This window comes from Aeromonas tecta, assembly GCF_000820185.1.
GTDB lineage: Bacteria > Pseudomonadota > Gammaproteobacteria > Enterobacterales > Aeromonadaceae > Aeromonas > Aeromonas tecta.
Map to the genome: position 1 here is coordinate 1 of NZ_CDCA01000046.1, position 12,450 is coordinate 12,450.

Annotated in this window: 13 protein-coding genes; 7 read left to right on the forward strand and 6 right to left on the reverse strand. The window is 59.6% G+C overall.

The window, feature by feature from the left end; all coding sequences use genetic code 11:
- A partial coding sequence (uhpB, locus tag BN1137_RS20480) for a signal transduction histidine-protein kinase/phosphatase UhpB (protein ID WP_050720367.1) occupies positions 1–1,169 on the forward strand: 1,169 nt, incomplete at its 5' end.
- Positions 1,170–1,193: 24 nt separating this feature from the next.
- Positions 1,194–2,528 carry an MFS transporter gene (gene uhpC / locus BN1137_RS20485; RefSeq protein ID WP_050720368.1) on the forward strand — a complete coding sequence of 445 codons (1,335 nt, stop codon included), beginning with the start codon at positions 1,194–1,196 and terminating at the stop codon, positions 2,526–2,528.
- A gap of 13 nt (positions 2,529–2,541) precedes the next feature.
- Here the strand turns inward: uhpC and BN1137_RS20490 are convergent, their stop codons facing one another.
- Complete coding sequence (locus BN1137_RS20490) at positions 2,542–3,669, reverse strand: GGDEF domain-containing protein (protein ID WP_050720369.1); 1,128 nt, start codon at positions 3,667–3,669, stop codon at positions 2,542–2,544.
- Between the two features lie 491 nt (positions 3,670–4,160).
- Here BN1137_RS20490 and BN1137_RS20495 point away from each other — a divergent pair, with 491 nt between their 5' ends.
- The 3 genes from BN1137_RS20495 (at position 4,161) to BN1137_RS20505 (ending at position 6,750) form a co-directional block, all read left to right on the forward strand.
- The gene (locus BN1137_RS20495) at positions 4,161–4,952 is read left to right on the forward strand and encodes a transporter substrate-binding domain-containing protein (protein WP_050720370.1); all 792 of its coding nucleotides are present in this window, start codon (positions 4,161–4,163) and stop codon (positions 4,950–4,952) included.
- Between the two features lie 96 nt (positions 4,953–5,048).
- Complete coding sequence (locus BN1137_RS20500; RefSeq protein ID WP_050720371.1) at positions 5,049–5,993, forward strand: amino acid ABC transporter permease; 945 nt, start codon at positions 5,049–5,051, stop codon at positions 5,991–5,993.
- Positions 5,977–6,750 (forward strand): amino acid ABC transporter ATP-binding protein, encoded by a 774-nt coding sequence (locus tag BN1137_RS20505; RefSeq protein WP_050720372.1) that lies wholly within the window; start codon positions 5,977–5,979, stop codon positions 6,748–6,750. Before BN1137_RS20500 ends, BN1137_RS20505 begins: the two co-directional genes overlap by 17 nt.
- Positions 6,751–6,816: 66 nt before the next feature.
- On the opposite strand, the gene BN1137_RS20510 is transcribed toward BN1137_RS20505, so the two are convergent.
- The gene (locus BN1137_RS20510; RefSeq protein ID WP_050720373.1) at positions 6,817–7,188 is read right to left on the reverse strand and encodes a hypothetical protein; all 372 of its coding nucleotides are present in this window, start codon (positions 7,186–7,188) and stop codon (positions 6,817–6,819) included.
- A gap of 185 nt (positions 7,189–7,373) precedes the next feature.
- On the opposite strand from BN1137_RS20510, the gene BN1137_RS20515 reads away from it, so the two are divergent.
- Positions 7,374–8,213, forward strand: coding sequence for a sterol desaturase family protein (locus BN1137_RS20515; protein WP_050720428.1), 840 nt, complete (start codon positions 7,374–7,376; stop codon positions 8,211–8,213).
- 69 nt (positions 8,214–8,282) lie between these two features.
- On the opposite strand, the gene BN1137_RS20520 is transcribed toward BN1137_RS20515, so the two are convergent.
- From BN1137_RS20520 to BN1137_RS20535, 4 genes are all read right to left on the reverse strand, one after another.
- The gene (locus tag BN1137_RS20520; RefSeq protein ID WP_050720374.1) at positions 8,283–8,825 is read right to left on the reverse strand and encodes a hypothetical protein; all 543 of its coding nucleotides are present in this window, start codon (positions 8,823–8,825) and stop codon (positions 8,283–8,285) included.
- 131 nt (positions 8,826–8,956) lie between these two features.
- Positions 8,957–10,279 (reverse strand): polyamine export protein PaeA, encoded by a 1,323-nt coding sequence (locus BN1137_RS20525; RefSeq protein WP_050720375.1) that lies wholly within the window; start codon positions 10,277–10,279, stop codon positions 8,957–8,959.
- Between the two features lie 350 nt (positions 10,280–10,629).
- Complete coding sequence (locus BN1137_RS20530) at positions 10,630–11,610, reverse strand: phage integrase (RefSeq protein ID WP_050720376.1); 981 nt, start codon at positions 11,608–11,610, stop codon at positions 10,630–10,632.
- A gap of 75 nt (positions 11,611–11,685) precedes the next feature.
- Positions 11,686–11,988 (reverse strand): helix-turn-helix domain-containing protein, encoded by a 303-nt coding sequence (locus BN1137_RS20535; RefSeq protein ID WP_157433878.1) that lies wholly within the window; start codon positions 11,986–11,988, stop codon positions 11,686–11,688.
- A gap of 107 nt (positions 11,989–12,095) precedes the next feature.
- Here BN1137_RS20535 and BN1137_RS20540 point away from each other — a divergent pair, with 107 nt between their 5' ends.
- Positions 12,096–12,422: a Cox family DNA-binding protein gene (locus tag BN1137_RS20540; protein WP_083443495.1), complete on the forward strand. Its 327-nt coding sequence runs from the start codon at positions 12,096–12,098 to the stop codon at positions 12,420–12,422.
- Positions 12,423–12,450 lie beyond the last annotated feature (28 nt).

Here is a 12,450-nt window from a genome sequence, read left to right on the forward strand (position 1 = left end):
TCGCCACCGTGACGGTGGCGGCGGGGCTGCAATCTCTGCTCTGGCATCTGGCCGGGGAGGATGGCCTCACCGCCCTGCTGCTGACCCTGACCGGCGGCCTGACCCTCACCTCCACCTGCATGCTGATCTGGCACTACCTGACCCGCGCCACCTGGGTGCCCCTCGGCCCGGCGCTGATCGATCAGCCGGTGGATTGGCGTTTTCGCCACCTGTTCTGGTATCTGCTGCTGTTCGTGCTGAGCCTCTGGCTGCAGCTCGGCCTGCCGGACTCGCTGGTGCGTTTCACCCCGTTTTGCCTCGCCATCCCCATCATGGCCATGGCCTGGCGTTATGGCTGGCAGGGGGCGTTGCTCGCCACCCTGATGAACACGGTGGCGCTGATGGCGGGCCAGGCCTGGCATGAACATCCGCTTGACCTGCTGCTCTCGCTGCTGGCCCAGAGTCTGACCGGCCTGCTGCTCGGCGCCGGCATCCAGCGCCAGCGCGAACTCAACCAGGCGCTGACCCGTCAGCTCGCCCACAATCGCCAACTCACCGAGCGGTTGTTGGAGACCGAGGAGAGCATCCGCAAGGAGGTGGCGCGCGAGCTGCATGACGACATCGGCCAGACCATCACCGCCATTCGCACCCAGGCAGGGATAGTGCGGCGGCTGGCACCGGACAACCGCGGCGTCGACCAGAGCAGCGCCCTCATCGATACCCTGTCGCTCGGTATCTACGACGCGGTGCGCGGCCTGCTCGGCCGATTGCGTCCGCGCCAACTCGACGACATGAGCCTGGAGCAGGCGGTGCGGGGATTGCTGCGCGAGCTCGAACTCGAACGTAACGGCATCGTCACCCGGCTCGAGTGGCAGCTGACAGATGAGGCGCTCTCCGATGCCCAGCGAGTCACCCTGTTTCGGGTCTGCCAGGAGGGGCTAAACAACGTGGTGAAACACGCCAATGCCAGCTCGGTCCGCATCCAGGCCCACCAGCAGGGCGAGCGGTTGCAACTGCTGCTGGAAGATGACGGCTGCGGCCTGCCCGAGCAAGCCCCCCAGGGCTACGGCCTGCTCGGCATCCGCGAGCGAGTACAGGCGCTCGGCGGCACCTTGCAGCTCTCCTGCCTGCACGGCACCCAGCTGACCCTGAGCCTGCCCAGTCGCAAACGGGAGAGCCCAGATGGCTGAGTTCCCACTCCAGAAGGGTTTTCCATGCTGAGCTTTATCAAGAGCCGACCAGCCGCGCCGCCATTGCGGGATCAGACCGAGATCGATGCCACCTATCGCCACTGGCGCATCCACCTGCTGCTGACCATGTATCTGGGCTACGCGGTGTTCTACTTCACCCGCAAGAGCTTCAACTTCGCCATGCCGGATATGCTTGCGAGCGGCATGCTGGGCAAGGCCGACATCGGCATGCTGTGGACCCTGTTCTACCTCACCTACGGTTGCTCCAAGTTCGTCTCCGGCATCATTAGCGACAGGGCCAATCCCCGTTACTTCATGGGGCTGGGGCTGATGGCGACCGGGGTCATCAACATCTTGTTCGGGCTCTCGTCATCGCTCTGGTTGTTCGCGGCGCTCTGGATTGCCAATGCCTTCTTCCAGGGCTGGGGCTGGCCCCCCTGCTCCAAGCTGCTGACCAGCTGGTATTCGCGCACCGAGCGCGGCTTCTGGTGGTCGGCCTGGAACACGGCCCACAACGTGGGCGGGGCGCTGATCCCGCTCATCGTCAGCACCATCGCCCTGCAGTATGGCTGGCGCTACGGCATGATAGTGCCCGGCGTCATCGCCATCCTGGTCGGGCTCTTCCTGTGCTGGCGGTTGCGTGACACCCCGAGCACCCTGGGGCTGCCCACGGTCGGCCAGTGGCGCAATGATGCGCTGGAAATCGCCCAGCAGACCCAGGATGCCGGTCTCACGCCACGCCAGATCCTGCGCAAATACGTGCTCGGCAACCCTTACATCTGGCTGCTGGCCTGCTGTTATGTGCTGGTTTACGTGGTGCGCACCGCCATCAACGACTGGGGCAACCTCTACATGACCGAGCAGCGCGGCTTCAACCTGATGAGCGCCAACTCGGCCATTTCGATGTTTGAAGTGGGGGGCTTTATCGGCGCCCTGGTGGCGGGCTGGGGGTCAGACAAGCTGTTCAACGGCAACCGGGGACCGATGAACCTCATCTTTGCGGTGGGGATCCTGCTGGCGGTGGGCTCACTCTGGCTGATGCCCTTCTTCAGCTATGTGATGCAGGCGACCTGTTTCTTTACCATCGGCTTCTTCGTGTTCGGGCCCCAGATGCTGATCGGCATGGCGGCGGCGGAGTGCTCCCACAAGGATTGCGCGGGCGCCGCCACCGGCTTCGTCGGCCTGTTCGCCTACATGGGGGCCGCGCTGGCGGGCTATCCCCTGGCCAAGGTGATGGAGATCTGGCACTGGAACGGCTTCTTCGTGGTGATCTCGGTGGCGGCCGGCGTCTCCGCCCTGTTGCTGCTGCCCTTCCTCAAGGCCCAGGCGCCGCGCCCCCTGCTCGCCGAACCGAGTTAATACAGATAGAACTTCAGGCGCTCTGGCAGACCCGGTTCTTGCCCGTCCGCTTGGCCTGATAGAGGGCCCGATCGGCCAGGCTGAACAGGCTATCGAAGTGCCAGTCGTTCAGGCAGGGAACCAGACCGATGCTGGCCGTGATCTTCATCCCATCCAGCGGCAGCGCCGCTATGCCCTGCAAGATCTGCTCGCAGCGCGCCTGCTGGGCGGCGGGATCGCGCTCCGCCAGCAACAGCACAAACTCTTCACCGCCAAAGCGGCTGGCGATAAGCCCAGGCTGGCTGGCCAGATAGCGGCCCACCGCCGCCAGCGCCCTGTCCCCCGCCTCGTGACCGTGGCGGTCGTTGATCTGCTTGAAATCATCCAGATCCAGCATCACCAGCGCCCCGCGCCTGCTCGCCTTGCCAGCGCGTGCCATAAAACCGCGCCGGTTCAGCAAGCCCGTCAAGGGATCCTGGCTGGCCTGCTGGCGCAGCGCCAACGCCCGGTACTGGGTGCAGAGCAGCAAGACACCGAAGGTGGAGAGGTAGTTACCCATCAACATGGAGAGAAAAGGCAGCACATTGACCGCATGCTGATCCATCAACACCTGGACATCACCGCTGAACAGAGCCCCCATTCGCACCAGATTGAAGCCATACAGCAGAATGTTGACCACGGTGAACACCAGCACGGCGGGCAGATAGGCCGGATAGCCGTGACGCCACACCTGCCGCACGATCACCGCCCCCAGCACCATGTAGCTCAGGCAGGCCAGCAGCACCCTGGGTGCCATGTCGTCGTTAAACAACACGCTCCAGCTCAGCACCACCACATAGACCAGCATAAACAGCGTGAACGCCCGCCAACTCGGGGCCTGGCCAAAGAAGCGCTGCAAGGCCAGCGGCATCAGCGCGATGCAGAAGGTGATGAGCAGGTTGGCCAGCCAGATCCCCGCGATGTTGGGGGCAAAGGCCTGCAGGAAGAACAGCGACTGGGCCACCAGGGCGCACAGGCTGGACCACCACCAGAGCCCGAGACCGGGGATCTCCCTGTGGGTTGCCCAAATGATGGAGAGGGTGATGAACCCAAGTCCATAGCCCCCCAACGCCATGAGCATCAGCGTGAATACATCCAGTTCGAGCAATAGTGAGGTGTTCATACCCAGACCTTCCTGTGAGGATGGCTGAGTATATTGGAAGGTCAGGGCAAGACACAGAAGGGGCCCTGCTCCTTCATCAAATAATTCTCATCTGCGCTGCACCTACCACGACCAACGGGGTCATCTGGCGATACCGTTGGGCGCAAACAAGCCCGTTTGATCCCCGCCATCGCCGTGAAAGCACCGCAAAGTGACCCTGATGGCGTTTTGCACTTGAACCCGTGCCATTAGATAGATATGTTGTTTTCATGTGGTTTTATGAGCCAAGCCGCGAGGAAAAACGTTCACTAACTTATTGAGTCATCTGACACAATCGACTTTTGGTACATTTTTCACTCAGCTCTCCCCTCATGGAATCTCATATGGGGCTTTTGCCCAACTCAAGACAATAATCCTGTCTTGCCTGTTGCCGGATGCAGCAGTCTCTTGTGCCATGGAGTCGCACGGGATCAGGTTCAAGGCCGAACACACTTTCGACAGAGACGTCACCTATGATCAAAAAACTCATTCTCTCTACCCTGCTGCTGTGCGGGCTGGCCAACGCCGCCGCCCCCAGCTCCACCCTTGACGCCGTGCTGGAGCGCGGTGTGCTGCGGGTCGGCTTCGATGCCGGCTATCAACCCTTCGAGATGACCAACAAACAGGGCCAGTACATCGGCTTTGACGTGGATCTCGCCAAGATGGTCGCCAAGGAGATGGGGGTCAAGGTAGAGTTCGTCAACACCGCCTGGGACGGCATCATCCCGGCCCTGCTGACCGACAAGTTCGACGTCATCATGGGTGGCATGACGGTCACCCCCCAACGTAACCTGCGCGTCAACTTCGCCGACCCCTACATCGTCGTCGGTCAGACCATAGTCCTGCGCAAGGACAAGGCGGGCGAGATCAAGTCCTTCAGTGACTTAAACGATCCCAAGTACAAGATTGCGGTCAAACTCGGCACCACCGGCGAGCAGGCGGTCAAACGCATGATCCCGAAAGCCACCCTGCTGCAGTATGAAACCCAGGACGACGCCAAGCTGGAAGTGATCAACGGCAAGGTCGATGCCTTCATCTATGACCTGCCCTATAACGCCATCTTCGCCTCCCAAAATAAGGATGCCGTGGTGCATCTGGACAAACCGTTCACCTTCGAGCCGCTGGCCTGGGCCATCCGCAAGGGCGATCAGGACACCCTCAACTGGTTGAACAACTACCTGCGCCAGATCAAGGGCGACGGCAGCTACGACCGTCTCTACAAGAAGTGGTTTGAATCCAACAGCTGGTTGAATCAACTCAAATAACCTCTCAAGGGGCGGCTCGCCGCCCCTTCACGCAGACCCCACACAATAACGACAAGAGAGGTTGTGACAGTGATCAACCCCAAATCCACAAGACAGATGGAAAAACAACCCAATCAGCTGCTCTGGCAAGGCGTCTTCCTGCTGCTGCTGCTGACTGCCATTTTTGGCATCTACAAGGCCGTACAATCGGTGGATTACACCTGGCGCTGGGAACGCATTCCCCAGTACATCGCCTATCAGGCCGAACAGAAGAACTATGCCGAGTTTGACGGCACCGTGGTCACCGACAAGGGCCACCTCTTCCTGCAAAACGATGCCGACCCCCATCAGCGTCAAGCCATCGCCGCCAGCGGCACCCAGGTAGCCGAAGGGGACACCATCTTCCTCGGCGATACCCTGGACACACAATTGAGCTGGACCGCAGGCCCCATCGCCTGGGGCGTCTGGGTCACGGTCAAACTCTCGCTGGTGGCTGGCGTCTTCGCCATCCTGCTGGGCACCCTGGCGGGGCTGGCTCGGCTCTCCCCCAATCCCGCCCTGCGCAACCTGGCTGTCACCTATGTGGAACTCATCCGCGGCACCCCGCTGCTGGTGCAGATCTTCATCGTCTACTTCTTTATCGGCACGGTACTCAACCTCGATCGCTTCACCGCCGGGGTCGCGGCGCTGGCGGTCTTTACCGGTGCCTATGTGGCCGAAATCGTGCGCGCCGGTATCAGCTCCATCCACAAGGGGCAGATGGAGGCGGGCCGCAGCCTCGGGCTGACCGCCGCCCAGACCATGCGCTACATTATCTTGCCGCAGGCATTCAAGCGGGTACTGCCGCCGCTCGCCGGCCAGTTTATCAACCTGATCAAGGACTCCTCCTTGGTCTCGGTTATCTCCATCACGGATCTCACCAAGGCCGGCCGTGAGGTGGTCAGCTCCACCTTCAGTCCGTTCGAGGTGTGGTTCACCGTGGCCCTGCTCTATCTGGTGCTGACCGGCACTCTCTCCTTCCTGGTGCGTCGTCTGGAGGTGAAATATGCGCGCAGCAACTGATCCCACACCCAACAAGCGCAATGGCGCCGATCCCATCATCAAGGCCACCGGGGTCGAGAAGATCTACGCCGGCGGCGTTCATGCCCTGAAAAACGTCAGCACCCAGGTCGCCGAAGGGGAAGTGGTGGTGATCGTCGGCCCCAGTGGCTCGGGCAAATCCACCTTCCTGCGCACCCTCAATCAGCTCGAGACCATCAACGACGGTGATATCGTCATCGATGGCATCTGCCTGACCGAGCCCGGCGATGTCAACAAGCTGCGCGAAGAGGTGGGCATGGTGTTCCAGTCCTTCAACCTCTTCCCTCATCTCAACGTGTTGGACAACATCAGCCTCGCGCCCCAGAAGGTACGCGGCCTGTCGCGCAGCGATGCGCTGGACAGGGCCAAGGCGCTGCTGCTCAAGGTGGGGCTTGCCAACAAGGCAGAGAGCTATCCGTCCCAGCTCTCTGGCGGTCAGCAACAACGGGTGGCCATCGCCAGGGCACTTGCCATGCAGCCGCGCATCATGCTGTTCGACGAGCCCACCAGCGCGCTGGATCCCGAGATGGTAGGTGAAGTGTTGGACGTGATGAAGGGGCTGGCCCGAGAAGGCATGACCATGGTGGTGGTGACCCACGAGATGGGCTTCGCCCGCGAGGTGGCGGACAGGGTACTGTTTATGGAGAGCGGCGAGTTGCTGGTGGATGAGAAACCCACCGACTTCTTCGACAATCCCCCCTCCCCCCGCCTGCGCCAATTTCTGAGTCAGGTGCTATGAGTCGGTTATGAGCCCATAACAACGAAGGGAGCCCAGGCTCCCTTCGTTCATTTAAACAGTCAGCCATCAGAAACGGTAACGGCTCACCAACCCCACATAGTGAGACTCTGGCTGCACCACGGGTGCCAAAAACCAGCGATCCGTGCTGTAGGCCCCCACGGCGGCCCCCAGCGCATTGGCCCCCGCATCGAGGGCAGAGAAATCCCCCTTGCCCGAGGCCAGCTCGATCAGCTCCCCTGCCACCCCAAGACCGGTGGAGACCCCGAAGCCAATCCAGCCTCGATGCTCCCGATAGCCGTAATGATCGGCGATAGCCGTGAACCCAGCCCCCATGGCCGCGCCGCCGGCAAAATGACTCAGCTCGCTGTTGAAGCTGTCATTCGCCTGTGCACTCGCGGTCAACAGGCCGAGCATGACGTAAACATATGTCGTTTTCATCGCGCCTCCCCACCTGACACCTTGCCGCTCATGGCACGCCCCAACCGGGGCGCCCTCTCTTCCAGTGTAAGCGAGGATCCCCGGCAGGGCGGTAGAGGCCTGCCGTGGTGGCGGAGTGAAATGTTAATGAATTTTTAAATTCCTTCGGTATGCTGGAACCCAACTGGTCCAACCGGGTGTATCACATGGATGTGCAACTGCTGCTGCTTTATCTCTCCCCCGTCTTTCTGGCCTTCATCGGCTGGGAGATGTTCTATCTGCGCAAGCACGGGGCGGCCTTTCCCACCGCCACCTACCAATGGCGGGATCTGTTCGCCAACGGGGCGCTGGCGCTGATGCACCAGGGCGGGGATGCGCTGGCGGCCATCGCCATCGCGTACCTCTACGACACCCTCTGGGGCTGGCGGCTGTTTGATATCGAGCTCAACTTCTGGAGCCTGCTGTTGCTGTTTTTGCTGCAGGACCTCTGTTACTGGCTATTCCACTTTGCCAGCCACCATGTGCGCTGGCTGTGGGCCTCTCACGTGGTGCATCACAGCTCCGAGCGACTCAACCTCTCCACCGCCTTTCGCCAGAGTCTGATGTACCCCATCTCCGGCATGTGGCTGTTCTGGATCCCGATGATCGTCATCGGCTTCCCACCCGAGGCCGTGGTCGCCACCGTGCTGCTCAGTTTGGGTTTCCAATTTTTCGTCCACACCCAGGTGGTGGGCAAGCTGGGCTGGCTTGAGACTATCTTCAATACCCCTTCCCACCACAGGGTGCACCACGCCAGCAATGCGAAATACATAGACCGCAACTTCGCCGGGGTACTCATCATCTGGGACAGGTTGTTTGGCACCTTCGTAGAAGAAGATCCCGGCGAGCCTTGCCGCTTCGGCATCACCAAACCGGTGCGCAGCTTCAACCCGCTCACCCTCACCTTCCACGAGTGGCGCGACATGCTGCGCGAGGTGCGTGGTCTGCCCTGGCAAGCGAAGTGCAGAGTGCTGTTTGGCAAGCCGGCTGGCCCCGCCTCTTCCTGATAGCGCTTCGCCACCCATATGACTGAGGCCACCCTGGGGTGGCCTCATCATTTATCCGCTCAGGGCAGCTTAACGCCCCGCCAGCACCCGCTTGGTCTGCTTGACCCAGTCGGAGACACGCCCCTGTAGGGGGAAGCCTTGCCAGATCTGCTCCCACTGAGCGGGGCTCAGCGGGCGACCCAGCCTGCGCTGTACGCCGGCATAGAGGTAGTCATGCGCCGTGGTGCGCGCCTGGGCCGAGGTGAGAAATTTGGCGACTGGATCGGTCAGGCGCACGTCTCGCATGCCGAGCAGCGGGTAGTCGCTGTGCACGGCGGCCAGCATGGTCTCGCGCATGGCAGACTCGATATAGCCACGAGCAAACAGCGCCGTCACCGACTCCAAGGATCCTTGATCCGGGCCATGATACTCCTCATCGAACACCGGGCTCGGTTCGGCCACGGCGCTTTGCACCTTGGCATCGGGATCGGGCTGCGGTACTACCACGGCGGCTTTGGGGGCCGCCGGCTTGGCCACTGTGGCCGGTTTGCGGGGGGCGCTCTGGCTGCAGGCACCCAGCGCAAGGGCCAATGCCACACACGTCAGTGCACGAGAACGAAACGACATCTGCATGATTGCTGATAACTCCTTTTACGATTCCTGAACGACCTTTGCGGTCGCGATGGGTCCCACTCTGGTGACCAGCTACTGGTCAATCTTGTCGATATCGGACACCCGGCCCGCCTGAGGAGCCGGGTATCCGATCACACCGTCGCGTCCGCAGCCTTCTCGGCGGCGATGGGCTCCACTCTGGTGACCAACAGTTGGTCAATCTTGTAGCTGTCGATGTCCACTACCTCGAACTTGTAACCGGCGTACTTAACCGAATCGGTGCGCTTAGGGATCTTGCGCAGCATAAACATGATAAAGCCGGCGATGGTCTCGTAGTTCTGTGCATCCGGGAACTCTTCGATGTCGAAGGCCCGCATCACGTCGGAGATGGGGGTCACCCCGTCCACCAGCCAGGAATTCTCGTCCCGCTGCACTATCTGCTCTTCCACCACGTGGGTGGCCCACTCACCCATGACGGTACTCATCAGGTCATTCATGGTGACGATGCCCACCACCAGGGCGTACTCGTTCATCACCACGGCGAAGTCGCCTCTGTGGTTCTTGAAGTACTCCATCGCCTCGTAGAGGTTCAGGGTGTCGGGGATGATGATGACGTTCTGCACCAGGGAGCCGCTGTTGAGATCGATGCTCTGGCCGCTGATGACGCGGATCAGCAGCTCCTTCGCATCGACGAAGCCCTTGATGCTGTCGAGGTTGTGATCACACACCAGGAACTTGTTGTGGGGGTGTTCGGCAATCTTGGCCTTGATGCTCTCCTCGCCCTCTTGCAGGGTGAAGTAGATGAGGCTCTCGCGCGCCGTCATGGCTGAGGTGACACCGAGGGACTGCAACTCGAACACGTTCTCGATGAGCTGATGCTCTTCGCGCTGGATAACCCCCGCCTCGGCGCCCGCATCCATCACCGCATAGATGTCATCCGAGGTGATTTCGTCGTTGCGCACCATGGAGACCCGCAGCAGGCGAAACAGCGCATTGGCCAGGCCATTGAAGAACCACACCAGCGGCATCAGCAGGGTCACGCACAGCAGCATGGGCCGCACCACTACCACGGCAACCCGCTCCGGCATGGTCATGGCCAGACGCTTGGGCATCAGATCCGCTATCAGGATAAACATGCCGGTGACGAACACGAAGGAGGCTATTGAGCTTATCTGGGAGAGCCAGGGGCCCTGATAGAAGCCGGAGATAAACGCCTTGATGGCGGGGTTCAGGGCGGATTCGCCCAGGATACCGCCCAGGATGGCGACGGTGTTGAGGCCTATTTGCACCACGGTAAAGAAGTTACCCGGCTGGGCCTGGAGTGCCAGCACTTTTTCGGCATGGCGATTGCCCTCGTCGGCCATCACCTGCAACTTGATCTTGCGGGACGCGGCGAGGGAGATCTCGGAAAGCGAGAAGAACACGCTGCTGGCAACCAGCAACATCAGCAAAAATAAACTATCGGCAAAACTCATGATTAACCTATTGCTACAGCCGCCTTAGCACAAGACGGCAAACTGGGCCCAGGATACCAGACCGTGAGTCCATCCGGGACTCACACAGGGGCCATATTCTAGCAGAAAAGTGCCCCTTGGGTGGCGTTATCTTAAGCGATTGCCTATTGCAACAAAAAAGGCGCTCAACGCGCCTTTTTATGCACTCTGCCATCAGATTTACTCATCCCTGCAAACCCAAGGAATACAGCGCGACGCCTTGCTATGTCTGGCTTACAGCAGTATTCCTTCAGCCAAGCGAGAAGCTCTGATGAGCTTTCATTCCCCCTCATGAATGGTCAGGTGTGGTCAATCGTGTGGACACTCCACACCTAACCGGCTCCACCTTTCAGCGGGTTGAACTGCACGGCATCCTGTAAAAAATCAGGGGCGAAATGAGCATAGGTCATCGTCTGCTGGATAGTGGCATGACCCAGGATCCGTTGCAGCACCAAGATGTTCCCGCCATTCGTCATAAAGTGGGTGGCAAAGGTGTGCCGTAGTGCATGCACGGCTTGCCCTTTGGGCAAATCAGGCTTAACAGCCTTCAACATCTCTCGTACCCGTAGGTAATTTGCAGTGGGAAACAACACCCCTCGTTTGTTCGCCACCCATTGAGCCTCAACCTCTGCACTGATGGGGACCGTCCGATTTTTACCGTTCTTGGTAGCCACGAACGTCACCCGTCGGTTGACTACATGCTCAGCCCGAACCGTGGAAGCCTCACTCCACCGTGCGCCGGTGCTCAGGCATAGCACAGCAATTCCTCGATCATCCCCGATCAACCCAGCCAACAAATGCTGGACCTCAAGTGGAGAGAGGTAACTCATCTCTCTAGGGGCAACCTTCAAAGCCTTCAGTTCCCGAATCGGGTTATCACTGCGGTAGAACCCCCCCTCAATGAGGAAGTTGAACATACCACTCAACTCCACCACCAGGCGATTGACGCTATTGGGGGTTATGCCTGCGGCAAGCATACGTGAGCGCAACAAAGTCAAGGTATGGGCATCAAGCTGATTGACCCGCACCTCACCCAGATAGCGATCTGCCCGCAGCAAGGTGCGGCGTGCATGGGTGCCCCATTTTTGATACTGCCCTTTGTGCGCCCACCAGATTTCGATGAGCTCGACCAGTGTGCGGGCATCTGCGAGCTTGCTCTGCCAGGGCTTGTCATGTTGTGTTGCCAGCACATGCCGCTCATAGGCAACTGCTTCGTGTTTCTTGGAAAACCTCCGCCGGATCCGCTTTCCATTGCGACCCGTCGGCCTGACGTCCACTTGGTACTGACCATCATCGAGCTTCTTAATCGACATAGCGAAGCTCTCCGACACTGGCCCGATAACACAGGCCCATAGTTTCTATGACATCAATAAACGCCCAATGAAGGGTTAACCAGTCTTCTGGTCTGAGAGGGATGAGTCGTTGCCCTCCTGCCCAACGTGTGCGAGAACCGGCGCGATCTGGCCGGATTCGGGTGAAACTTCATCAAACATGAACCAATCTCTGTATTTCCTAAATCGCTCAAACTTGAAAAGTTTTGCTCCAACTTCAAAAGACATCTGTGCTTTACCGCTCTCATAGCCGCAATAACTTGTGTAATTAATTCCTGTTAAATCAGTTAGTTCCTTTCTATTCAGTCTCTCCGACTCGCGAATTAAACGCAGTTTCTCTCCTGAGGTGATTGACGGCATTATCATATCTCGTAATAATTACTATAAATGACACATGACCATTGAGGTCGCCAAATCCCCTGAAAGCTCTCTACAGCCGGCAGGGGCAACCAGAGAGGTTATCAGATATGAGTGATCCAACCAAAACCCCGAGCAGTCAGACCGAGGTGCCCGCCAAGTTTGCTGTCGGTCTCACCCCTTCATTGGTTCACACCGATGCCGTGACCGCCGATGCGTTTGCCCATGCCATCGGCAAAACCCGCAAGGCCGTGGTGGAGATGATCAAAGTGGGCAAGCTACCCGGCGTAGAAATGAAGGTCCCAGGAAACCCCAATGCCAAGGGTGACTACTACGTATACCTGCCCGCCTGGAATGCGGGGCTGAAATTAGCCTTCGAAAGCAGGCCCAAGGAAATCCGTGATGGCTGGCTAGCATGGCTTGGGCTGAGTGTCTGAATGAACTGCATAAACACCTCTCGGTTTG